At 72.4% G+C, this 22,919-nt stretch carries 20 protein-coding genes; 12 read left to right on the forward strand and 8 right to left on the reverse strand.

The genetic code is table 11. The features are described from left to right. Positions 1 to 112 precede the first annotated feature (112 nt). Complete coding sequence (locus ACFV9Q_RS12765) at positions 113 to 514, reverse strand: FKBP-type peptidyl-prolyl cis-trans isomerase (protein ID WP_182619247.1); 402 nt, start codon at positions 512 to 514, stop codon at positions 113 to 115. Between the two features lie 58 nt (positions 515 to 572). Continuing rightward, positions 573 to 1,484: a LysR family transcriptional regulator gene (locus ACFV9Q_RS12770; RefSeq protein WP_377229059.1), complete on the reverse strand. Its 912-nt coding sequence runs from the start codon at positions 1,482 to 1,484 to the stop codon at positions 573 to 575. 83 nt (positions 1,485 to 1,567) lie between these two features. Here ACFV9Q_RS12770 and ACFV9Q_RS12775 point away from each other — a divergent pair, with 83 nt between their 5' ends. Further along, positions 1,568 to 2,539 (forward strand): DMT family transporter, encoded by a 972-nt coding sequence (locus ACFV9Q_RS12775; protein ID WP_377234716.1) that lies wholly within the window; start codon positions 1,568 to 1,570, stop codon positions 2,537 to 2,539. A 77-nt stretch (positions 2,540 to 2,616) separates the two neighbouring features. Here ACFV9Q_RS12775 and ACFV9Q_RS12780 read toward each other — a convergent pair whose 3' ends face one another. Continuing rightward, on the reverse strand, positions 2,617 to 3,915 hold the full coding sequence (locus ACFV9Q_RS12780) for an RNA polymerase sigma factor (RefSeq protein ID WP_377234717.1): 1,299 nt from the start codon (positions 3,913 to 3,915) through the stop codon (positions 2,617 to 2,619). A 38-nt stretch (positions 3,916 to 3,953) separates the two neighbouring features. Further along, complete coding sequence (locus ACFV9Q_RS12785) at positions 3,954 to 4,376, reverse strand: YciI family protein (protein ID WP_377234718.1); 423 nt, start codon at positions 4,374 to 4,376, stop codon at positions 3,954 to 3,956. Between the two features lie 279 nt (positions 4,377 to 4,655). Here ACFV9Q_RS12785 and ACFV9Q_RS12790 point away from each other — a divergent pair, with 279 nt between their 5' ends. The 4 genes from ACFV9Q_RS12790 to ACFV9Q_RS12805 all read left to right on the forward strand — a co-directional run bounded on the left by ACFV9Q_RS12790 (position 4,656) and on the right by ACFV9Q_RS12805 (position 9,038). Further along, complete coding sequence (locus ACFV9Q_RS12790; RefSeq protein ID WP_377234719.1) at positions 4,656 to 6,584, forward strand: glycoside hydrolase family 15 protein; 1,929 nt, start codon at positions 4,656 to 4,658, stop codon at positions 6,582 to 6,584. A 129-nt stretch (positions 6,585 to 6,713) separates the two neighbouring features. Then, entirely contained in the window at positions 6,714 to 7,619 is a 906-nt protein-coding gene (locus tag ACFV9Q_RS12795) for an alpha/beta fold hydrolase (protein ID WP_377234720.1), read from the forward strand. After that, complete coding sequence (locus ACFV9Q_RS12800; protein WP_377234721.1) at positions 7,612 to 8,271, forward strand: TetR/AcrR family transcriptional regulator; 660 nt, start codon at positions 7,612 to 7,614, stop codon at positions 8,269 to 8,271. Before ACFV9Q_RS12795 ends, ACFV9Q_RS12800 begins: the two co-directional genes overlap by 8 nt. After that, positions 8,268 to 9,038, forward strand: coding sequence for a hypothetical protein (locus ACFV9Q_RS12805; RefSeq protein WP_377234722.1), 771 nt, complete (start codon positions 8,268 to 8,270; stop codon positions 9,036 to 9,038). Before ACFV9Q_RS12800 ends, ACFV9Q_RS12805 begins: the two co-directional genes overlap by 4 nt. A gap of 72 nt (positions 9,039 to 9,110) precedes the next feature. Here the strand turns inward: ACFV9Q_RS12805 and ACFV9Q_RS12810 are convergent, their stop codons facing one another. Then, positions 9,111 to 9,992, reverse strand: a complete 882-nt coding sequence (locus ACFV9Q_RS12810) for a Bax inhibitor-1/YccA family protein (protein ID WP_377234723.1) — start codon at positions 9,990 to 9,992, stop codon at positions 9,111 to 9,113. A gap of 177 nt (positions 9,993 to 10,169) precedes the next feature. Between ACFV9Q_RS12810 and ACFV9Q_RS12815 the strand changes: the two genes are divergently transcribed. Together ACFV9Q_RS12815 and ACFV9Q_RS12820 are read left to right on the forward strand one after the other, a co-directional pair. After that, positions 10,170 to 11,123 (forward strand): ABC transporter ATP-binding protein, encoded by a 954-nt coding sequence (locus tag ACFV9Q_RS12815; protein WP_377229050.1) that lies wholly within the window; start codon positions 10,170 to 10,172, stop codon positions 11,121 to 11,123. Next, a complete protein-coding gene (locus ACFV9Q_RS12820; protein ID WP_377234724.1) occupies positions 11,120 to 12,007 on the forward strand; it encodes an ABC transporter permease in 888 nt (295 codons plus the stop codon). The genes ACFV9Q_RS12815 and ACFV9Q_RS12820 overlap by 4 nt, the downstream gene beginning before the upstream one ends. Positions 12,008 to 12,167: 160 nt before the next feature. On the opposite strand, the gene ACFV9Q_RS12825 is transcribed toward ACFV9Q_RS12820, so the two are convergent. Next, positions 12,168 to 16,217: an efflux RND transporter permease subunit gene (locus ACFV9Q_RS12825; RefSeq protein WP_377234725.1), complete on the reverse strand. Its 4,050-nt coding sequence runs from the start codon at positions 16,215 to 16,217 to the stop codon at positions 12,168 to 12,170. 177 nt (positions 16,218 to 16,394) lie between these two features. Continuing rightward, complete coding sequence (locus ACFV9Q_RS12830; RefSeq protein WP_377234726.1) at positions 16,395 to 17,630, reverse strand: MFS transporter; 1,236 nt, start codon at positions 17,628 to 17,630, stop codon at positions 16,395 to 16,397. Between the two features lie 56 nt (positions 17,631 to 17,686). Here ACFV9Q_RS12830 and ACFV9Q_RS12835 point away from each other — a divergent pair, with 56 nt between their 5' ends. The 4 genes from ACFV9Q_RS12835 (at position 17,687) to ACFV9Q_RS12850 (ending at position 19,976) form a co-directional block, all read left to right on the forward strand. Beyond that, the gene (locus ACFV9Q_RS12835) at positions 17,687 to 18,178 is read left to right on the forward strand and encodes a MarR family winged helix-turn-helix transcriptional regulator (RefSeq protein WP_377229046.1); all 492 of its coding nucleotides are present in this window, start codon (positions 17,687 to 17,689) and stop codon (positions 18,176 to 18,178) included. A gap of 107 nt (positions 18,179 to 18,285) precedes the next feature. Further along, entirely contained in the window at positions 18,286 to 18,510 is a 225-nt protein-coding gene (locus ACFV9Q_RS12840; RefSeq protein WP_377234727.1) for a hypothetical protein, read from the forward strand. 30 nt (positions 18,511 to 18,540) lie between these two features. Further along, on the forward strand, positions 18,541 to 19,281 hold the full coding sequence (locus ACFV9Q_RS12845; RefSeq protein WP_377234728.1) for an ArsR/SmtB family transcription factor: 741 nt from the start codon (positions 18,541 to 18,543) through the stop codon (positions 19,279 to 19,281). Positions 19,282 to 19,373: 92 nt separating this feature from the next. After that, positions 19,374 to 19,976, forward strand: coding sequence for a ClpP family protease (locus ACFV9Q_RS12850; protein WP_377234729.1), 603 nt, complete (start codon positions 19,374 to 19,376; stop codon positions 19,974 to 19,976). Between the two features lie 40 nt (positions 19,977 to 20,016). Here ACFV9Q_RS12850 and ACFV9Q_RS12855 read toward each other — a convergent pair whose 3' ends face one another. After that, positions 20,017 to 20,541 (reverse strand): helix-turn-helix domain-containing protein, encoded by a 525-nt coding sequence (locus tag ACFV9Q_RS12855; RefSeq protein ID WP_377234730.1) that lies wholly within the window; start codon positions 20,539 to 20,541, stop codon positions 20,017 to 20,019. Between the two features lie 125 nt (positions 20,542 to 20,666). Here ACFV9Q_RS12855 and ACFV9Q_RS12860 point away from each other — a divergent pair, with 125 nt between their 5' ends. Beyond that, on the forward strand, positions 20,667 to 22,916 hold the full coding sequence (locus tag ACFV9Q_RS12860) for an ATP-binding cassette domain-containing protein (RefSeq protein ID WP_377234731.1): 2,250 nt from the start codon (positions 20,667 to 20,669) through the stop codon (positions 22,914 to 22,916). Positions 22,917 to 22,919 lie beyond the last annotated feature (3 nt).

The following is a 22,919-nucleotide window of genomic DNA, read 5'->3' on the forward strand; positions in this document are numbered from 1 at the left end:
CCCTGACCCCCCCCAAAAAACAAAAACCGTGGGGGGGGGGGGATCTGCGCCCGGGCGGTGTCCGTCCACACAGCCCCCCCCCACTCAGCGGTTCAGCTTGGTTCGGCAGGCGTCACTTGACGTCGACGACGTCCACCACGAAGACGAGGGTGTCGCCGCCGCCGATGCCGGCCTGCGGCACGCCGCGCGCGCCGTAGCCGTGCTCCGGCGGGATCGAGAGCAGCAGGCGCGAGCCGACGTTCTGGCCGACCATGCCCTTGTCCCAGCCACCGATGACGGCGCCGACGCCGATCGGGAAGTCGATCGTGGTGCCGCGGTCGTAGGAGTTGTCGAAGACGTGGCCGCCCCAGGTCTGGCCCAGGTAGTTCACCACGATGGTGCGCCCGGACTCGACGACCGGCCCGTTGCCCTCGGCGAGCACCTGCACCTGCAGGCCGGCGGGTGCGCCACCCTCGGGGAAGGTCAGCTCCGGCTTGTCACCGAAGGACCCGGAGGCGGTAGGAAGCGTGGTCACGAGGATTGCCTCTCGCTCGGGATGACGCCGGTCGCCCGGCGTCGGGTACCTGCCCACCCTATGCGGCCACCACCGCTGCCCGCGAAGCGACGGCGGCCCGGCGCAGCGCCTCCAGCGCGGCGATCGCGGGCGGGGTGTGCGCGACGGCGTCCTGCAGCACCGCGTAGATCGAGCGCACCGGGGCGGGCCGCACCACGGGCACGGACACGGTGCCGGCCGGGAGCTGGACGGCGCCGAGCTCGGGCAGCACGGTCATGCCGATCCCGGCCTCGACGAACGCGACGGCCGTCGGGTAGTCGTGCGCCTCGACGTGGAACGTGGGGCTGAACCCGGCGGCCGTGCACGCCTCCAGCAGGTTGCGGCGGCACCAGCCGCGCGCGAAGTCGTTGTCGACCCACGACTCGTCGGCCAGCTCGGCGAGCTCGATCTCGTCCCGGCCGGCGAGCCGGTGGTCGCGCGGCAGCACGGCGACGTACGGGTCGTCGAGCAGGTGGTGCGCGGTGAACCCGCTGCCGGCGTCGAACCCCGTCTGGGCGACGGCCACCTGCAGGTCGGCCCGGTCCTCGGTCTTGTCCGGGATGTGCTCGGCGAGCTCGAGGTCCAGGCGGACGCCGGGAAAGTCCGTGGTGATCACCCGGACGACGTCGGGCAGCCAGGCCGAGCCCACGGACGCGAAGTAGGCGATCGAGAGCGAGCCGGTCCGGCCGGCGCGTAGGTCGGCGACCATGGACTCGGCCTCGCCGAGCCGTTCGAGCACGCCGTCCGCCTGCGCGGCCAGGGCCCGCCCGGCGGCGGTCGGCCGGATGCCCCGGCCGTGCCGGGCCAGCAGCTTGAGGCCGGTCTCGCGCTGGAGCGCGGAGACGTGCTGGCTGACGGCCGACGGGGTGTAGCCGAGGTTCGCCGCCGCGGCGCCGATGGATCCGGACGCGACGACGGAGCGGAAGACGCGAAGGCGGTGGACGTCGAGCATGCGCACCACTGTACAGCCGCACTGAATTCAGATGAAGGAACAATCGCTGGTGCTTCACAGTGGTTTCGGGCCAGGATCGCACCATGACCAACACCACGGCCGATAACCGCCAGACGCCGCCGCTCGCGCCCGGCAGTGTTGCGGCCATGAGCACCGCCACCGTCCAGGACGCCCCGGGCGCGCCGCCGGCCACGCACCGCCTCCTGGTCCCGGCCGCCGCCGCGGTCACCGTGGTGCTGTGGGGCTCGGCGTTCATCGGCATCCGGTCCGCCGGCTTCGACTACTCGCCGGGCGCCCTCGCCCTGGGCCGCATCCTCGTGGGCACCCTCGCGCTCACGGTGATCGCCGGGCTGGCCGGCAAGCTGCGGCTGCCTCGCGGCCGAACCCTGGTGGGCGTCGCCGTCTGGGGCGTGCTCTGGTTCGGGCTGTACAACCTCGCCCTGAACGCCGCGGAGCGCACGCTCGACGCCGGCACCGCCTCGCTCCTGGTCGGCCTCGCGCCCATCCTCATCGCGGTGTTCGCCGGGATCTCGCTGGGCGAGGGCTTCCCCGCGCGACTCCTGGTGGGCATCGGCATCGCGTTCACGGGCGTCGCCGGCATCGCGCTGGCCACCTCGAGCGGGGCGTCCGACGTCGTCAGCGTGCTCCTCGGGCTGGCCGCCGCCGTCATCTACGCCGGGAGCACGATCCTGCAGAAGCGGCTGCTGCCCCAGGTCGACTCGCTGACCATGACCTGGCTGGGCTGCCTGGCCGGGACGATCGCCTGCCTGCCGTTCGCACCGGTGCTCCTGCGTGAGCTCGCCGCGGCCCCGGCGCAGGCCACCCTGAGCGTGGTCTACCTGGGCGTGTTCCCCACCGCGATCGCGTTCGTCACCTGGGGCTTCGCCCTGACCCGGACGACGGCGGGCCGCCTCGGCGCCGCGACCTACGCCGCCGCGCCCCTGGCGGTGCTGATGTCCTGGGCCCTGCTGGGCGAGGTCCCCACCCCGGTAGCGCTGGCAGGCGGCGCCCTGTGCCTGACGGGCGTCCTGGTAGCCACCCTCCGCCTCCGCTGAGTGCTGGGTATTTGTTGTTCGACAACGTTTCGCGAGCGCAGATACCCAGCACTCAACGAGGCGGGCAGGCGGGCGGGTTACGGGAGGGCGGCGGCCTTGGCTTCCAAGACGCCGCGTTCCGCCGCGTTGCCGCAGAGCTCCGCCGCGCGGAGGTACTCGCCGCGGGCCTCCGCCGTGCGGCCGAGCCGGGAGAGCAGCTCGCCCCGCACGCCGGGCAGGAGGTGCGACCCGGCCAGCACGCCCTGGTCGACCAGGCCGTCCACGACCCGCAGCCCCAGGTCGGGCCCGTGTGCCATCGCCACGGCCACGGCCCGGTTGAGGTCCACCACGGGCGACGGCGCGATGCGGCCCAGCGCCTCGTACAGCAGCACGATCCGCTCCCAGTCGGTCTCCGGCACGGACGGGGCCACGGCGTGGCACTCGGCGATCCCGGCCTGCAGGGCGTAGCTGCCCATGCCCGCCGGGCCGACGCCCCGCCGGAGCGCCGCGCGGCCGCGGGTGATCGCCGCGCGGTCCCAGCGGCGCCGGTCCTGGTCCTCCAGGAGGATCGGCTCCCCCGAGGGCCCGGTCCGCGCGGGGAACCGGGCGGCGGTCAGCTCCAGCAGCGCGAGCAGGCCGAACGTCTCGGGCTCGGGCGCGAGCCGGGTCAGCACGCGGGTCAGGCGCACGGCCTCGCGCGCCAGGTCGTGCCGGATCCAGTCGTCGCCCGACGTCGCCGACGAGCCCTCCGTGAAGATCACGTACAGCACGTTCCGCACCGACGAGAGCCGGGCGACCCGGTCCTCGCCGTCGGGCACCTCGAACGGGACCTGCGCCGCCGCGATCGTCTTCTTGGCGCGCGTGATGCGCGCCTGGACCGTGGCGACGGGCACGAGGAACGCGCGGGCGATCTCCTCGCTGGTCAGACCGCCCACGACCCGCAGAGTCAGCGCGATCCGCGCCTCCCGGGACAGCACCGGGTGGCAGGAGACGAACATGAGGGCGAGGACGTCGTCGTCGATCCGCCCGGGGTCGAGCAGCGCCGGCTCGGCGCCCGGGTCGCCCGCACCGGCGCCGGCCCCGGGCGCCGTCGGGCCGCCCACCACCACCTCGCCCTCGGCCAGGCCGTGCGCCAGGGCGGCGTACCGCTCGTCCCGCCCGGCCCGACGCCGGTAGGCGTCGATCGCCCGGCGCCGGGCCGTCGCGATGAGCCACGCCGCGGGGTCCCGCGGAGTGCCGTCCCGCGGCCAGGAGACGAGCGCCGCGGCGAGCGCCTCCTGGGCCACGTCCTCGGCGAGCTCGAAGTCGCGGGTGTAGCGGGTGAGCGCGCCGACGATGCGCGCGGACTCGATCCGCCAGACCGCCTCGACGGCCCGCCGTGCGGCGTCGTCGTCCATCTCCCCGCCCTTCCTGCCGCTGCCCTGCCTGCCCGGCCTCAGAGCTGGCCGGTGGACTCGCGCCAGGCCCGCTCGTTCTGGATGTGCTCGTTGTCCTGCGGGAACTGGTCGAGCTCGGTGACCTTGCGGATCTCCGCCTTGCTGCCGGGCCCGGCGAGCGGCGCGCGCTTGGCCCACTCGACGGCCTCCTCCTTCGAGGCGACCTCCAGGATCCAGAAGCCGTTGAACAGCTCCTTGGTCTCGCCGTACGGCCCGTCGGTCACGACGGGCGTGTCGGTGGAGTAGTCGACGACGACGGAGTCGGCGGCATCCTCGAGCCCCTCCCCGGCCACGAGCACGCCCGCCTTGATCATCTCCTCGTTGAACGCGCCCATGTCGTCCATGATCTTCTGGAAGTCCATCTTCTGGTACGCGACCACCGTCTCGTCGGTCGCTCGCATGATCAGCATGTACTTCGCCATGGCTTCTTCTCCTCCGTGATTTTCCGGTCCCTGGTGGGACCTTCTCATCCACAGGTCGAACGGGAAACAGACAGATCGACACGGCCCGCGAATGAGTTTTGTGGAGCATGCGGACGGGTTCCGCGCGTCACACAGATCCGGCTTGCCAGGCGCGCGGAACGTGCGGAACCCTTGATGCTCATGACGCTCGAATCGATTGAAGCGCAGGGGCCCGACGCCCCTGCCGCCGGTACGTCCTCCCGGCGCGGCAAGAAGCCGACGCCTGCCAGCCCGACACCGGTGAAAACGCACAGATCGAGCGACGCCCCGTCCCCGCAGACCTGGGACGGACGCAGCAAGTTCCCGCACATCGGCGAGTACGGGTTCCTGTCGGACTGTGAGGCCAACGCACTGATCGCGCCGTCGGGCAGCGTGGAGTGGATGTGCATCCCCCGCCCCGACTCGCCCAGCATCTTCGCCAAGATCCTCGACCGCGGAGCCGGCCACTTCCGCGTGGGCCCGCACGGCGTGCGCGTGCCCAGCGCGCGCCGCTACCTGCCCGGCACGCTCATCCTCGAGACCACGTGGCAGACGGAGACCGGCTGGCTCGTGGTGCGTGACGCCATGCTGATGGGGCCGTGGCACGACCTCGAGTCGCGGTCCGGGACGCACCGCCGCACGCCCACGGACGACGACGCCGAGCACATCCTGCTGCGCACCATCAAGTGCGTGTCGGGCACGGTCGAGGTCGAGGTCGAGTGCGAGCCGCGCCCGGACTACGCGCGGTCCGAGGTGGACTGGGAGTACGAGAACAGCGGGTACTCCGCGGTCGTGGCCCGGATCGGCGACTCGACCCCCGACGTGCACCTGCGGTCCAGCCTGCGGTTCGGGCTGGAGGGCAAGCGGGCGACGGCGCGGACGCGGATGTCGCAGGGCGACGAGCACTTCGTGGCGATGTCCTGGGGCTCGCAGGACCCGCCGACCAGCTACAAGGAAGCCCTCGACGCGATGTGGCGCACCGAGCGGTACTGGCGCGACTGGATCACGCAGGGCACCTTCCCCGACCACCCGTGGCGCGTCTACCTGCAGCGCTCGGCGCTCACCCTGAAGGGGCTGACCTACTCCCCCACCGGCGCGCTGATCGCCGCGGCGACGACGTCGCTGCCCGAGACGCCGGGCGGTGAGCGCAACTGGGACTACCGGTACGCGTGGATCCGCGACTCGACGTTCGCGCTGTGGGGCCTGTACACGCTGGGCCTGGAGCGCGAGGCCAACGACTTCTTCGCGTTCATCCAGGACGTCTGCCGCGACAACCGGCAGCTCCAGATCATGTACGGGGTGGGCGGCGAGGAGACGCTGGAGGAGTTCGAGCTGCCGCACCTGTCGGGCTACGAGGGCGCCCAGCCCGTCCGGATCGGCAACGCCGCGTACGACCAGCGCCAGCACGACGTGTGGGGTGCGGTGCTCGACTCCGTGTGGCTGCACGCCAAGTCGCGCGACCAGCTTCCCGAGTCCCTGTGGCCCATCCTCAAGCGGCAGGTCGAGGAGGCCATGAAGCACTGGCACGAGCCGGACCGGGGCATCTGGGAGGTGCGCGGCGAGCCGCAGCACTTCACCAGCTCCAAGCTCATGTGCTGGGTGGCGATGGACCGCGGCGCCAAGCTCGCCCGGCTGTACGACGAGCCCGACTACGCCAAGGCGTGGCAGAAGATCGCCGACGAGATCGCCGACGACATCTGCACCAAGGGCGTGGACGACCGCGGCGTCTTCACGCAGCGGTACGGCGACCCGGCGCTGGACGCGTCGCTGCTGCTCGTCCCGCTGCTGCGGTTCCTCCCGTCGGACGACGAGCGCGTGCGGGCGACGGTGCTGGCGATCGCGGACGAGCTCACCGAGGACGGCCTGGTGCTGCGGTACCGGACGGACGAGACCGACGACGGCCTGCGCGGCGAGGAGGGCTCCTTCACCATCTGCTCGTTCTGGCTGGTGTCCGCGCTGGTCGAGATCGGCGAGGTGGAGCGGGCCCGGGCGCTGTGCGAGCGGCTGCTCGGCTACGCGTCCTCGCTGGACCTGTACGCGGAGGAGATCGAGCCCGGCAGCGGCCGGCACCTGGGCAACTTCCCGCAGGCGTTCACGCACCTGGCCCTGATCAACGCCGTGATGCACGTGATCAAGGCTGAGACCGGCGAGGCCGAGAAGGGCTACTTCGGGGTGCCCCGGTCCATGTGATCCGTCGCGTCCCCCGCTGAGTGCGGGATCTTCGCCCTGTCAGCCCTGGTCGGCAGCGCGAAGATCCCGCACTCATCTTTTTTCCGGGGGGTCTTGCGCCGTTTGGCTAATGAGCGTAGCTTTACGGCTATGACAACCAGCCAGAGCAACCAGCTCTCCTTCCTCCGGCGGCCCGAGGGCAACATCGCCTACACCGACGCGGGGTCCGGTCCGCTCGTCGTCGCCATGCCCGGCATGGGCGACCTGCGGTCCACCTACGACGACCTCGCCCCCGCGCTCGTCGACGCCGGCTACCGCGTGGTCGTCGCGGACCTGCGCGGCCACGGCGACTCCGACACCACGTTCCGCACGCACGGTGACGACGCCACCGGCACGGACTTCATCGCGCTCGTCGAGCACCTCGGCGCCGGGCCGGCCGTGCTGCTCGGCAACTCGATGGCGTCGTCCGCCGCCGCCTGGGCGGCCGCCGAGCGCCCGGACCTCGTCCGCGGGCTCGTCCTGCTCAGCCCGCTCCTGCGCCAGCCGGGCTCCCCGGCCATGCAGAAGGTGCTGCGCGGCGTCTACCGCGTGCTCCTCGCCCGGCCCTGGGGCGCCGCGTTCTGGGCCGCCTACTACTCGTCGATCAGCAAGGGCCGCCGCTCCGCCCGGCACGCCGAGCAGGTCGCGGAGGTCCGGCAGAGCCTGCGCGACCCGGCGCACCTGCGCTCGTTCCGCGAGCTCACCATGGTGCTCGACCACTCGGTCGTCGAGGCCCGGCTGTCCGAGGTCACCGCGCCGTCGCTGGCCGTGGTCGGCGCGCTCGACCCCGACTTCACCGACCCGGCGAAGGAGCTCACCTGGATCACGGAGACGATCGGGTCGCGCGGCGTCCTGGTCGACGAGGCCGGGCACTACCCGGCGCAGCAGGCGCCCGACGTCGTGGTCCCGGCCGTGCTCGACTTCCTCGCCGGGCTCCCGGGCCGGCCGGCCGACGGTGAGGCCGACGGCGCGAACGGCGCCGCGTCCGGCGGCGTGAACGGCGGCCGGAATGCCTAGGGCGGGCCTGTCGCACGACGCCGTGGTGCGCCTGGCGCTGGAGGTGGTCGACGACGGCAGGGCGCGCGGGTTCGCGGACCTGACCCTCGCCAAGGTCGCCGCGAAGGCCGGTGTCGCGGCCCCCAGCCTCTACAAGCACGTCGGCTCGCTGGCCGACCTGCGCCGCGAGGTGGCCCTGATCGCCGTCCGGGAGGTCACGGCCGCCGCGACGTCGGCGACCGTCGGCCGGGCCGGGAGCGACGCCCTGCGCGCGCTCGCGACCGCGTGGCGCACCTACGCGCACGCCCACCCCGGCAGGTACGGGGCCACCCAGGTCGGACCCGACCCGGAGGACCCGGCGGACGCGAAGCTGCGCGAGGCGGCCGCCGAGAGCGTCCAGGTGGTCGGCGCCGTGCTGCACGGCTTCGGCCTGCCCGACGACCGCCTGATCGATGCCATCCGCGCCGTCCGGGCGGGCTTCCACGGCTTCTTCCTGCTGGAGCTCGGAGGCGGCTTCCGGATGCGGGAGGACGTCGACCAGAGCTTCGCCGTGCTGCTCGACATGCTCGTCGTGGGCGTCACCGCGCTCGCAGCCCCGGACGCGGTGCCCGGCACCGCGCCCGCAACACCCGACACCGTGCAGGACCGCGACACCGCTGGGAGCCACCGATGAACACCGCTCAGGGCACCACCACTCGTTCTTCCGCCACGACCGCTTCGACCGGCAGCCCCACCGGGGCGCGCTCGACGACCGCACGCTGGACCGCCGTCGCCTTCCTGGCGGCGGGGCTCGCCTTCCTGCTCTTCCCCGTGCTGCGCCCCTGGCCGGACGAGACCGTCGCGAGCGCCGACCTGGCCGCCGCCTTCGCCTCCGACCGCTGGGTCGTGGCGCACCTGTGCGGCATCCTCGGCCTGGGCCTGATCGCGCCGGCGCTGCTCGGTCTGCGGACGCTGCTCGCCGGTGCGGGTACGGGTGCCGGCGTCCCGGCCCCGCGGGCACCGGGCGTCCGCAGCGCGACCTGGGCGCTGATCACCGCCTGGGCGGGCGCCGGGTTCGCCGCGCTCTACTTCGGGGCCGAGATCTTCGGCATCCGCACCCTCGCCGAGGCGGCGCTGCGCGACGGCGACCTCGGACTGCTCGCCGAGGTCGAGGTGCTGCGCATGCAGCCGTGGGCCATCACGGCGTTCGGCGCCGGGCTGCTCCTGCTCGCGGCGTCCGGAGTGCTCCTCGCCGTCGCGCTGTGGCGTTCGAGCACCCGGGGTTCGGGCGCGCAGGGTTCGGGCACGCACCCGCGGTGGATCGGGCTGCCGCTGGCGCTCGGCCTGGTGCTGGTGCTCCCCCAGTTCTTCGGCGGCCCGGAGCTGCGGATCACACACGGCTTCCTGGTCGCGGTCGGTTGCGTGCTGGTCGCCGGCGCGGTCCGGAACCGTCGGGCATGACGAAGGCGTGCACCCCGTCGGGGTGCACGCCTCGTCGTGCCGGCACCGACCGCGTCAGCGGCCGGAGGAGCGTCAGTCGCTGCTGTTGAAGATCGCCAGCAGGCGCAGGAACTCCAGGTACAGCCAGATCAGCGTCACCAGCAGGCCGAAGGCCGCCGACCACGCCATCTTGGCGGGCACGCCCGCCTCGACGCCACGCTTGATGGAGTCGAAGTCGACGATCAGCGACGCGGCGGCCAGACCAACGGCCACCAGGCCGATGATGATGCCGAGCGTGCCGCCCCGCATGCCCCAGCCGCCGAGCACGCCGGTCCACACCAGGACCAGGTTGATCAGCGAGAACGCGGCATAGCCGACCATCGCGATGATCAGCCAGCGCGTGAACTTCGGGGTGACCCGCACCTTGCCCGACTTGAACAGGAAGAGCGCGGCGGCGAAGGTCGCGACGGTCGCGAGCACCGCCTGGAGCACGATCCCGTTGGTCTGCGCCTCGTAGAACATCGAGATGCCGCCGAGGAACATGCCCTGCGCGATCGTGTACAGGATGATCAGCACGGGGCTCGGGTTGCGCTTGAACGCGTTGACCAGGCCCAGCACAAGACCCGCGATCATGCCGAAGATCCACAGGCCCGGCGCGAGCGTCCACGTCGCCGCACCGACCACGACCAGGAGGGCGAGCAGCCCACCGGTCTTGACGATCACGTCGTCGTACGTCAGCCGCTTGGTGTCCGCCGTGGTGGCGGACGGCGACTGGTACATCGCGTCGAGCTGCGACGCGTCCATCGCCTGCTGTCCCGCGGCGCCGTACTGACCGTACTGGCCAGGCTGCGGCGGAGTGCCGTATGCGGGAGTCTGGTTGGGGTAGGTGGCGGTGCCGCCGCGACGCGCACCGGCAGCGCCGGTGCGACGGGGCTCACCGAAGACGTCGCTTCTAGAAAAGACGGGGTTGCTCATCTGCTCCTCCTGGTCTGTCTGACCATCCTAGGGAACGCTGCAGACACTCCAGGAGTTCCCAGGTCATACCAACGGATGAAGTGGGTCCGACCACGGGATGATCCGGACCGGTATTGGGTGCGCCGGCCATGTCCTCTACCTACTCTCGTAGTTACGAGTCTCCTGGAAGGGCAAGTGATGATCGAGGCCAGAGGCCTGATGAAGAGGTACGGCGCCAAGACCGCCGTGAACGACGTCACGTTCACCGTCCAGCCGGGCCAGGTGACGGGCTTCCTCGGCCCGAACGGCGCCGGCAAGTCGACCACCATGCGCATGATCGTGGGGCTGGACCGGCCCACGGCGGGCTCGGTCACCGTGAACGGCAAGCCGTACACGGCGCACCGCCGTCCGCTGGCCGAGGTCGGCGCCCTGCTCGACGCGAAGGCCGTGCACACCGGCCGCACCGCGCGCAACCACCTGCTCGCCATGGCCGCGACGCACGGGATCGCCACCCGGCGCGTCGACGAGGTCATCGAGCTCACCGGTCTCCAGCCCGTCGCGAGCAAGCGCGTGGGCGGCTTCTCGCTCGGCATGGGCCAGCGCCTCGGTATCGCGGCGGCCCTGCTCGGCGACCCGCGCACCCTGATCCTGGACGAGCCCGTCAACGGGCTCGACCCCGAGGGCGTGCTCTGGGTCCGCAACATCGCGAAGTACCTGGCGTCCGAGGGCCGCACGGTCTTCCTGTCGAGCCACCTCATGAGCGAGGTCGCGCTGACCGCCGACCACGTGATCGTGATCGGCCGTGGTCGCATCCTCGCCGACTCCCCGGTCGCGGAGTTCGTGGACGGCGCCGCCCGCAAGGTCGTGCGCGTCCGGTCGCCGCAGGCCACGGAGCTCGCCGACCTCCTGAAGGCCAAGAACGCCGAGGTCGAGGACGTCGAGCCCGGCCTGCTGGAGGTCCGCGGGGCCGAGGCGTCCGCCGTCGGCGAGCTGGCCGCCTCCTCGCGGATCGTGCTGCACGAGCTCACGCCCGTCGCGTCCACGCTCGAGGAGGCGTACATGTCGCTCACCGCCGACTCGGTGGAGTACCAGTCCGAGGACCTCGCCCACGTGGCCGCGGCGACGTCCCACATCGAGGGGAGCAAGGCATGAGCGCGACGGTGACCGCTCCGGCGAGCGGAGCGTCGTCGGGCCCGACGACGGAGCACACCCAGGTGCACAACGTGACCTTCTGGCGCGTGCTGCGCTCGGAGTGGATCAAGCTGTGGACGCTGCGCTCGACGTGGTGGACGCTCGGGGCGACCGTCGTGGTGATGGTCGGCTTCGCGCTGCTGCTGGCGTTCGTGGTGCAGCTCTTCGGCAACGAGATGGAGGGCGCCTCGCCCGAGGACCAGGCCGCGATGAGCGGCATGCTCGGCGGGCCCGCGGTCGTGGCCGCGGGCTACGAGATGGCGGCCCTCGTGGTCGCGGTGCTCGGCGCCCTGATGATCACCGGTGAGTACTCCACCGGCATGATCCGGTCCACGTTCGCGGCGGTGCCCGCCCGGCTCCCGGCCTTCTTCGGCAAGGCCGTGGTGCTCATCCTGGTGACGGCGGTGCTCACCACCGTGTCGCTGGCGCTGAGCTGGCTCGTCACCTACCCGCTCCTGAACCCCAACGACGCCACCGTCGACTTCGGCGACAGCGGCCAGGTGCGCGCGTTGGGCGGCACCGTGCTCTACGTGACGCTCGTGGCCGTGTTCGCCCTGGCGCTCGGCGCGCTGCTGCGGCACACGGCGGGCGCGATCTTCACCGTGGTCGCGATCTTCCTGGTGATCCCCACGATCTTCCAGGTCGCGACGTTCGCCGCGGCCCAGCTCGAGTGGGTCGGCGTGGTGAACAAGCTGCTGCCGAGCGTGGCGGGTGCGCAGATCACGCCGAACGCGGGTGCGTTCCCCGACGTCCTCGACCCGTGGGTGGGCATCGGCGTGCTCGCCGGCTACACGGTGCTCGTGCTGGCCGGCGCGTCGGCGCGGCTGAAGCTGCAGGACGCGTAGCAGCCTCGGCCCGCGGGCGCTCCCCGCGGGAGAGCTCTTGCTCCCCGAGTCGTGTTGCTCCGGGTAGACACTGTCTACCGGTGGCAGCACGGCTCGGGGAGCACGTGTTTCCGGGCCCGCTCGCCTTCCCTCGGCGAACGGTGGCCGCGCCGCCGCGCCGTCAGTCCATCGGGTCGAGCGGGTGCGGCCACATCGGCGGCTGCTGCTGCCGGCGCTCCGGCTGCGGTTCGGGGTCCTGACGACGCTGGGGCAGCTCGGCGTGCGACGCCGGCTGCCGCTGCGGGGCGTAGGGCTGCTGCTGCGGGCTCTCGGGCGCACGCTGCTCCGGCGCACGCTGCTCCGGCGCGAACTGCGGCACGTACTGCGACGCCGCATGCTGCGGACCCGACCGGTGCTGCGCCTGCTGCCGTACCGGCTGGGGCGGTGCCGGCTGCTGCGGTGCCGGTCGCGGGGCGAACTGCTGCGGCGCGTACGGCGAGGCCTGTCGTGACGCCGTCTGCTGCGGCGCGTACGGCGAACCCTGCTGCGGTGCCGGCTGCCGCGCCGAGTAGTGCGGCTCCTGCGCGGCGCGTTCACGCGGGGCGCCCTGCTGCGCGGCACGCTGCTGCGGCGCGAACTGCGGCGGAACCGGCTGCTGGGCAGGCGGCCGTCGGTGCACCGGCGGCGAGGCCGGCGGCAGCTCCTGCGCCGGGGCCGACGTCGGGACCGGCACCGCCTGGTCCGGCCAGGCCGGCGGCACCTGTGCCTGCCGGGCGTACGGGTCGGCTCCCCCGTGGCGGGGCCCCTCGTGGTGCGCCGCGCGCTGGACCGGGGGCTGAGCGGGGGACGCCGCCCCGACCGGGGGCCAGCCCTGCGCGGCCGCTCCGCCGGCGACGGCGCCGCCGGGCACGGCACCACCCGGCACCGGCCGTGCTCCTGCCGACCGCCCGACGGCCCGGAGCGCCCCGGTCGCGACGCTCACCAGCGCACCCGTCAGCGGACGGCGGACCCTTCCGGCGGCCTCGTCGGCCGCCCGCCGCCGCTCCGCCCGGCGCTCGAAGAGCGTGTAGATCACGGGCACCACGTAGAGCGTCAGCAGCGTCGAGGACACCAGGCCGCCGATCACGACCAGCGCGAGCGGCTGCGAGATGAACGCGCCGCCGCCGGTCACGCCGATCCCCATGGGGGTGAGCGCGAAGACCGTGGCCAGGGCCGTCATGACGATCGGCCGCAGCCGCTTGCGGGCGCCCTCGCGCACGGCCTCGTCGAGCCCCATGCCGCGCACGCGGTACTGGTTGATGAGGTCGATGAGCACGATCGCGTTCGACACCACGATGCCCACCAGCAGCAGCGTGCCGATCAGGGCCGGCACCCCCAGCGGGGTGTTCGTCGCCACCAGCGCGACCAGGGCGCCCACCGCGGCGAACGGGACGGACACCAGCAGGATGAACGGCTGCGCCAGGCTCCGGAACGTCGCCACCATGACCACGAACACGAGGGCGATCGCCGCCACCAGCGCCAGGCCCAGGTCGCTGAACGCCTCGGCCTGGTCGGCGGCCGCGCCGCCCACGGTCACCGTCGCCCCGGCGGGCAGGTCGATCGCCGCGATCTCCGCGTCGACCTCGTCGGTGGCCGCGCCGAGGTCGTCGCCGGCGGGCGTCACGGAGACGGTGGCCGACCGCTCGCCGTCGATCCGCGTGATCGACGTGGGCGAGCTGGCGATCTTCACCTCGGCCACGTCGCTCAGGGGGACGGCGCCGGCCGCGGTCGGGACGGGGATCTCGCCGATCTCGGCCATCGTCGCCGGGACGGCGCCGGCGGACAGGGTGACGCCCACCGGCCCCTCGGCGGTCTGCAGCTCGCCGACGTCCCGCGCGCCCGCCAGGGCCGCCGAGGCGATCCCGGAGACCTGCGTCTCGGTGAGCCCGAACTGTGCCGCGGCCTTGCGGTCGACAGTCACCTCGACGATCTCCTGGGCGGCGGCCAGGTCGTTGCTCACCTCGGCGGAGCCCTTCAGGCCGCCCATGGCCTCCTGGAGCTGGTTCGTGGCCGCCGTCAGCGTCTCGACGTCGCGGGCACGGACGACGAGATCGATCGAGGACGTACCCACGGAGTCGCCCGCGGACACGGAGACCTCGGTCGCGGGCGCCTCGGTCAGGTCCACGACGGCGGCGCGGATGTCCCTGGCGGCCTGCTCGCCGTCAGCGTCCTCGTCGAGGGTGATCGCGAAGCTGGCCTTGAGCCCGGCGCTCGCCCCGCCGAACGCGGCCATCGACATGTCGCCTCCGCTGCCGACCGTGGCCTGCACGCTGTCGACGGCGTCCACGCCCGCGAGCGCGGCCTCGACCTGCTGCGCCGCCTCGTCCTGGCCCTTGAGCGAGGTGCCGGGCGCGTAGTGCTGGGTGACGGTCACGGTGTCCTGACCGCTGTCGCCGAGGAAGCTCGTCTCCATGTTCGGCACCAGGGCGGCAGTCCCGCCGAGGATCGCCACGGCCACGCCGATCGTGAGGGCGGGCAGCCGCAGCGCGCCGTTCAGGGTCGGCACGTAGATGCGCTGCCAGATCCCCCGGCTCTCCTTCTCCTCGGCCGCCTCGCGGTCGACCGCCCCGCCCCGGCGCGCCTTCTTCGGCGGCCGGATGAACCAGTAGGCCAGCACCGGCACGATCGTCAGGGCCACGACGAGCGAGGCCAGCATCGCGATCGAGACGGTCAGCGCGAACGGCCGGAACAGCTCGCCCACCATGCCGCCGACCAGCGCGATCGGCAGGAACACGGCGACGGTGCAGATGGTGGAGGCGGCGATCGCCCCGCCGACCTCGCGCACCGCCGCGAGGATGGCCGGCCCCCGCTCCTCGCCGTACGACATGTGCCGCTTGATGTTCTCGATCACCACGATCGCGTCGTCGACCACGCGGCCGATCGAGATGGTCAGCGCGCCGAGCGTGAGGATGTTCAGCGTGTAGCCGCCCGCGTCCATCGCGATGAACGTCACCGCGAGCGACAGCGGGATGGAGATCGCGGACACGAGCGTCGACCGCATCGACATCAGGAAGACGAGGATGACGAGCACGGCGAACAGCAGGCCGAGCCCGCCCTCGGTGGCCAGGCCGTGGATCGAGTCCTCGATGAACGGGGCCTGGTCGAAGACGACCGCCGTCGCGATGGCGCGCTCGGTCAGCGTGTCCGCGACCTCGGGCTCGGCGAGCGCGTCCTCGATCGCGTGGGACACCTCGACCGTGTTGGCCTCCGGCGTCTTCGTGATGGCCAGGCCGAGGGACGGCGAGCCGTCGAGCCGGGAGTAGGACGTCGCCTCGACCGGCTTGAGCTCCACGGACGCGACCTGGCCGAGCTCCACGGGTGCGGCCGGCTCGGCCGGCAGCCCGCCGGCCGCCGCGTCCGGCGTCGCGCCCTCGGCAGCTCCGGTGCCACCGGCCGCGGTACCGCCCGCCGCTGCGCCGCCGGGGAGCACGGGGAGCTGCTTGAGCTGATCGACCATGTCGACCGGCTTGCCGAGCTGGACCGACCACGCGCGGCCGCCCTCCGTGATCTCCCCGGCCGGGATGACCACGCCGTTGTCCTGCAGCACGGTGGCCAGGTCCTCGGTCGTGAGGCCGGCCGCGGCGAGCTTGTCCTGGTCCGGCAGGATGCGGACCTCGGTCTCGCTCTGCCCGGTGACGGCCACGGAGCGGACGCCGTCGACCTCCTTGAGCGCCGGTACCACGACGTCCTCGACGGTGGAGGCGAGGGCGTTGGGGCTCTTGTCGCCGGACACCGCCATCTGGACCACGGGCACGTCGTCGACGGAGCCGGTCGTGACCTGCGGCTCGACGTCCTCGGGCAAGGTCGGCTGCACCCCGGCGACGGCGCTCTGCAGGCGCTGGGTGGCCGACTCCATGTCGGTGCCGTAGGTGAACTCGATCGTGGTCAGCGAGATGCCGGTGGACGCCGTCGAACGCACCGACGCGACCCCGTCGACCGAGGCGATGGCCTCCTCGATCACGTCGGTGACCTGCTCCTCCACGACCTCGGGCGAGGAGCCCGGGTACTGCGCGCTCACGATGCCCGTCGGGAGCTGGAGCGACGGGATGAGCTCCTGCTTCAGGGAGGTCATGCTCAGCACCCCGAACACCGCTATCGCGATGGTCACCAGTGCTACGACGGCTCGGTTCGCAAGGGACAGCCGGGCGAGACGGAACACGAGGACTCCACGGTGCGGGCGAGGATCGGGCATACGGCACGACGCCGCCGTCGTGACCCGGCGGGACCAACGGGGTGAAATCAGACCGAAGTCACAGAGTAGGGCAGTACGCCGGACCGCCTGCAAGCGGTCGCGGACATTGACAGCCGCTCGAATTCCGTCCCGTACCGCGCGCCCTGGCCCGTCTGCACGACGGGCCAGGGCTCCGTGTCACAGCTCGGACATGGCCTCCTCGGGCGTGTGCTCGGCCACCTTCGCCGCCTTGTTCCAGCGCTGCCAGAGCACGCGCTCCCCGATCGGCCGGGCCATGAGGTGCGCCGTCACCAGGAAGACGATGACGCCGACGAGCAGCACCCCGGACGCCACCCAGAACGGCGACGAGGGGCTGACGCCCTCGGCGAGCAGGCCGGCCACGACCGGGGCGGGGGCGGCGAAGCCCCAGCGCACGAGGTTGAACGCGCCGGTCGTCACCCGGCGGTCCGGGTCGCCGAGCGCGAGCGACAGGTCGGTGAGGTTCGCGTTGGCGATACCCATGAACACACCGGCCACGACGGTCACGACGATGGAGCCCGCGGTGCCGACGCCGATCGCGAGCAGCGCCACGCACACCAGCACGCCCGCGACGGCCACACCGAGCGTCTGCACGAACCCGATCCGGTGCGCGAGCTTGTGGCCCACCGCGAGGATGCCGACGGCCACGCCGATGCCCCAGGCGGTGAACACCAGGCCGAGCGGCACGACGTCGAGGCCGAGGAACACCGGCACGTAGCCGAGCACCACGAAGAACACGAAGTTGTAGGCGGCCGTCACGATCGCGAGCGCCAGGAAGCCCGGCTTGCGGAACAGCCCGAAGACCTGCCCGAGCTTGAGCGGCGCGGGCTTCTCGGCCGGGTCCTTGAGGCGGGTGGCGGAAACCAGGAGGGCGACGACCATGAGCAGGCCGCAGACGAAGAACGGCACGCGCCAGCTGATGTGCCCGAGCAGCCCGCCGATCAGCGGCCCGACGGCGAAGCCGAGCCCCACGCAGGTCTCGAACAGGCCGACCACCCACTCGCGGTCCTTGGCGAGGGCGACGAGCAGCACCATGGCGGTGGCGAAGAACATCGCGTTGCCGAGGCCCCAGACGCCGCGGAGCACCGCGAGCTGGACGATGTTGCCACTCAGGGCCGCCAGCACGGCGGCGATGGCGACGAGCGTGACGCCGGTCGCCAGGATCTTCTTGTACCCGAACTTCCCCGTGGCCATCACGGCGGGGATCATGCCGATGGCCATGACCGCGATGTACGCGGTGAACAGGAGCTCGATCTCCCAGGTGGTGGCGCCGATCTCCGCGCCGATGACGGGCAGGATCGGGTCGACGACGGCGATGCCGGCGATCGCGAAGAACGCGGTGAGCGCGGTGGCGTAGATGGCTGTCTTGTTCGGTTCGTTGCGCGCGCTGGCCACGCGGCCTCCTCAGGATTTATCTGTATCACACAGGTATATGCCTGTAGGCTACACCTATGTCGAGGGAGACGGAAGAGACCGCCGGTGACGACCACCCCGGCGAGGCCCCGTTGTCACGCGTCGAGCTCCAGCTCGCGCTCCTGCTGCGCCGGGCAGAACGCACGGGCGCCATCCGCGCCGGCCACACCCCCGCGCTCGAACGGTCGGGCTACCTGCTGCTCCAGGTCCTGAGCACCGAGGGCCCGCTCGGCATCAACGCGCTCGCCGCCCGCCAGGGCCTCGACGCGTCGACCGTGACCCGCCAGGTGGTCAGCCTGGAGAAGGCCGGGTTCGCGCGGCGCAGCAAGGATCCGCTCGACGGGCGGGCAGTCCTGGTCGAGGCGACGGAGTCCGGCAGGGCCCAGCTGGAGCGCGAGCGCGTCCGGCGCAGCGCGATGTACGACCAGATCCTGACCGACTGGTCCCCCTTCGAGCGGTCCCTGCTCGCCGAGCTGCTGGAGCGCCTGAACCACGACCTGGACGCGTTCCGACGCGACCCCGAGGAGTGAGGCGCCACTTCCAAAGACCTGGTTGCAAAGAAACCCTTGCAAAGGTGTGTTGGCATGCGTAGGGTTGGGCACACGAGCTAGCCCACCCCGAGCCAGGAGATGCACCGATGAGCGCCTTCGCACCCACCGCCGTCCCCCAGGTCAACCACTTCCTCGCGCCGCGCACCGTCGCGACCGCCGCCGGCCGGCAGCCGGTGGCACCGGCTGCCGAGCGGGAGGCCCGCCGCACCGAAGTCCTGCGCCGCGAGGCGGAGCGCGCCGACCGGCAGCGCGCCCAGGCCGAGCACGCCCGCGACAACGCGGCGGCGCGCCACCCGCTCGCGCTGCGCTGAACCCGCCGCCCAGTGGGTAACGTCCTGCCTATGGCGACTGCGCGTGAGGACTCCCCGGGGCACGAGGCGGACGGGGGCGGCGGCTCCCCCGCGTCACCCGCGGCGGAGTCCCCCGCGTCACCCGCGGCCGAGTCCCCCGCGACGCCCGCGGCCGAGTCCCCCGCGACGCCCAGGCCCGCAGGACCACCGGCGGAGCTGGGCCCTGCGGCGCTGCGCGCTCTCTCGCACCCGCTCCGCATCCGCATCCTCGACCTGCTGCCGAGCCATGGTCCGCTCACCGCCAGCAAGCTCGGCGAGATCGTCGGCGAGTCCAGCGGGTCGACGAGCTACCACCTGCGCCAGCTCGCCAAGCACGGCCTCGTCCGTGAGGTCGAGGGCAAGGGCACCGCGCGGGAACGCTGGTGGGAACGCACCCCGGGCGGGTTCAGCATCTCCTCCGCGGGCAAGGACTCCCCTGCCGCCCGGCAGACCGCCGAAGCAGTCAACATCGAGTTCCTGCGCCTGCGCCACGAGCGCGTGATGGCCTTCGTCCGCGCCGGCCAGGGCGCGGACGAGGAGACCCTGGAGAAGTGGCTCGGGACCACCACGTTCTTCTCCGCCAACAAGTGGGCCACGCCGGAGCAGATGGAAGCGATCGTGCAGGCCTGGGAACGCTTCTCGGCCGAGCACATCGAACCGCTCAGCGGGCAGGAGGAGGGTCTCGGGATGATCCCCTTCGAGGTCCACTTCGACGCCTTCCCGACGATCGACCCGCAGGGCAACCCGCTCTGACCCGACGCGGACGCGGCGGCCTCTGCCATGAGCAGATCTGCGGCGGGCAGAGACGGCTGTCCGGGTGGCCCGGTTCGGACGATCGTGGAGCCATGACCGAGACCATCCAGACCCAGCCCCTCGACGACCATCTCGCCACGCGGCTGCTGCACCAGCGGATCGTGCTGATCGGCAGCGAGATCGACGACGCCGTCGCCAACCGCGTGACCTCGCAGCTCCTGCTGCTCTCGGCGGAGGACCCCGCCGCCGACATCAGCCTCTACCTCAACTCCCCCGGCGGCTCCATGAGCGCGGGCCTCGCCGTGCACGACACGATGAAGCTGCTGCCGAACGCCGTCTCCACCGTGGCGGTCGGGTTCGCGGGCGGCATGGGGCAGTTCCTGCTCGCCGCCGGCACGGCCGGCAAGCGGTACGCGCTGCCGCACGCGCGGATCATGATGCACCAGCCCGCGGGCGGGGCGGGCGGTACGACGACGGACGTGGTGGTCCAGGCCGAGAACATCCGGCACGTCAAGGACGTGGTCACGCGGCTGCAGGCCGAGCACACCGGCCAGCCGGTGGAGACGGTCGCGGCGGACTCCGAGCGCGACCGCTGGTTCACCGCGGAGCAGGCCCTGGCCTACGGCATGATCGACAAGGTCGTGGACCGGGTGCACGACGTGCGCCCGGGCGGGAAGCGGCGCGCGGGACTCTGACGGCCCGGCGGGCACCGGCGCCGTCCTGGACCCCGGCGGCTCACGCCGCCAGCAGCACGGCCTCCCCGCGCCGTCCGACGGCGGAGGTGCCGGCCGGCGCCGGCTGCGCGGCCTGCAACGGGTGCCGCGACGACGAGAAGCCGGCCGAACGGCGGGCCGCGGACGACAGGACGCGGACCCGCCGACCCTCCTCCTGGGCCGCGAGCGCGATCGCGAGATCGGCCCACGCGCGCTCGACGAGGTCGACGAGCCGCATGCCGAGCGCCTCGCACACCGCGGCGAGCACCTCGGAGGAGGCCTCCTTGCGTCCCCGTTCCACCTCGGACAGGTAGGCGGTCGAGACCCGGGCGTCCGTGGCGACGTCCGCCAGGGTGCGGCGCTGCTCCCGCCGTGCGCGGCGCAGGATGCCGCCCACGAGGTCGCGCAGCAGCGGCTCGCGCGTGTGCTCCAGGGTGCCGGACCGCGCGCCCGGCGCGCGGTCGCTCGTGGTGCCGGGCCCACCGGGGCCCGCAGTAGCTGTCGAGATCATCGCCATGTGCCCGCTCCCGCCGTTGGTACCCGTCACGCTACCCAACCCCACCGACATGCCGGGTCGTTCCGCCGTCTGCTGCTGGCGTAACGGCGTGACCCCGAGGCCGGGTGCGTGTCAGTGGCTCCTGGCACCATGGGACCACCGACCAGGAGAGGACAGTGGTGTTCGGATCTATCGAGGTGCGCGGAGCCCGCGAGAACAACCTGCAGGGCGTTTCGATCGACATCCCCAAGCGCAAGCTCACGGTCTTCACCGGGGTCTCCGGGTCGGGCAAGAGCTCGCTCGTGTTCGGCACCGTCGCCGCGGAGTCGCGCCGGCTGATCGACGAGACGTACTCGGCGTTCCTCCAGGGCTTCATGCCCTCACGCCCGCGGCCCGACGTCGACACGCTGTCGAACCTGTCCGCGGCGATCGTCGTGGACCAGGAGCCGATGGGCGCCAACGCGCGCTCGACCGTCGGCACGGCCACCGACGCCTACACGATGCTGCGCGTCATCTGGTCGCGGCTCGGTGAGCCGTACGTCGGCGGCTCCAACCTCTTCTCCTTCAACGACCCCCAGGGCATGTGCGCCGGCTGCGAGGGCCTCGGCCGCGTCTCCGCGATCGACACGGAGGCCCTGGTAGACCGCAGCAAGTCGCTGAAGGAGGGGGCCATCACGTTCCCCAACTTCGGGGTCGGCACCTGGTACTGGAAGGTCTACGCGGACTCCGGCTTCTTCGACGTCGACAAGCCGCTGAAGGACTACACCGACACCGAGTGGCACGACCTGATGCACGGCGACGAGCGCAAGATCGTCTCGGGCGGCATCAACGTGACGTACGAGTCGCTGGTCCCGAAGATCACGCGGCTCTACCTGGTCAAGGACGTCGAGTCGATGAAGGGCGCGATGCGCGCGGCCATCGACCGGCTCGCCACCTTCACGTCGTGCCCCGAGTGCGGCGGCACCCGCCTCAACGACCGGGCACGGTCGTCGCTGGTCAAGGGCAAGCACATCGGCGAGGCCGCCGCGATGCAGCTCACCGACCTGGCCGAGCTCGTGCGCGACCTCGCGGACCCGCAGGTCCAGCCCATCCTGGACGGGCTCAACGACCTGCTCGCCACGTTCGAGCAGATCGGGCTCGGGTACCTGTCGCTGGACCGGGAGTCGTCGTCGCTCTCCGGCGGGGAGGCGCAGCGGACCAAGATGGTGCGGCACATGGGCTCGGCGCTGACGGACCTGACCTATGTGTTCGACGAACCGACCATCGGGCTGCACCCGCACGACGTGCGGCAGATGAACGCCCTGCTCCAGCGGCTGCGCGACAAGGGCAACACGGTGCTCGTCGTGGAGCACAAGCCCGAGGTCATGGCGGCGGCCGACCACCTCGTCGACATGGGCCCGGGCGCCGGCACCCACGGCGGCACGGTCGTCTACCAGGGCGACATCGCGGGGCTGCGCACGTCCGGCACCGCGACCGGCAAGCACCTGGACCAGGCGGTGACGCTCCGGCCCACGCCCCGCACCCCCACCGGCTTCCTGCGGATCGAGCACGCGAACCTGCACAACCTCCAGGACGTCTCGGTGGACGTGCCGCTCGGCGTCCTGGTGGCGGTGACGGGCGTGGCCGGCTCCGGCAAGAGCTCGCTCATCCACGGCTGCCTGCCGCGCGACGGCGTCACCTTCGTCGACCAGACGGTGATCCGCGGGTCCCGGCGGTCCAACCCCGCGACCTACACCGGGATTCTCGAACCCATCCGCAAGCAGTACGCCCGCGCGAACGGGGTCAAGCCCGCGCTGTTCAGCGCCAACTCGGCGGGCGCGTGCCCGGAGTGCAAGGGCGTGGGCCTCATCTACACGGACCTCGCCTTCATGGCGGGCGTCGCCAGCGTGTGCGAGGCGTGCGGCGGCAAGCGGTTCACCGACGAGGTGCTCGGCTACACGCTGCGCGGCAAGAACATCGCCGACGCGCTCGCCATGTCCGTCGAGGAGGCGTTGGACTTCTTCACCGAGAAGACGGTGCTCCCGATGCTGTCCCGCCTGTCCGACGTCGGGCTGGACTACATCTCCCTCGGCCAGCACCTCAACACCCTGTCGGGCGGCGAACGGCAGCGCCTCAAGCTGGCCATCGAGATGGGCGGCGACACCCCGACGTTCGTGCTCGACGAGCCCACCGCCGGCCTGCACATGCAGGACGTCGACAACCTGGGCGGCCTGCTCGACCGCCTCGTCGACTCCGGCCGGTCCGTGATCGTCGTGGAGCACAACCTGTCGGTCGTCGCTCGGGCCGACTGGGTGATCGACATGGGCCCGGGCGGCGGGCACGACGGCGGTCGCGTCGTCTTCGAGGGGACGCCGGCGGACCTGGCGCGCCAGGAGGCGTCGCTGACGGGCCGCCACCTCGCGGAGCTCCTCGCCGGCACCCCCTGAGGC

It is taken from the genome of Promicromonospora sp. NPDC059942 (assembly GCF_042731755.1).
In the GTDB taxonomy this organism is placed as follows: Bacteria; Actinomycetota; Actinomycetes; order Actinomycetales; family Cellulomonadaceae; genus Promicromonospora.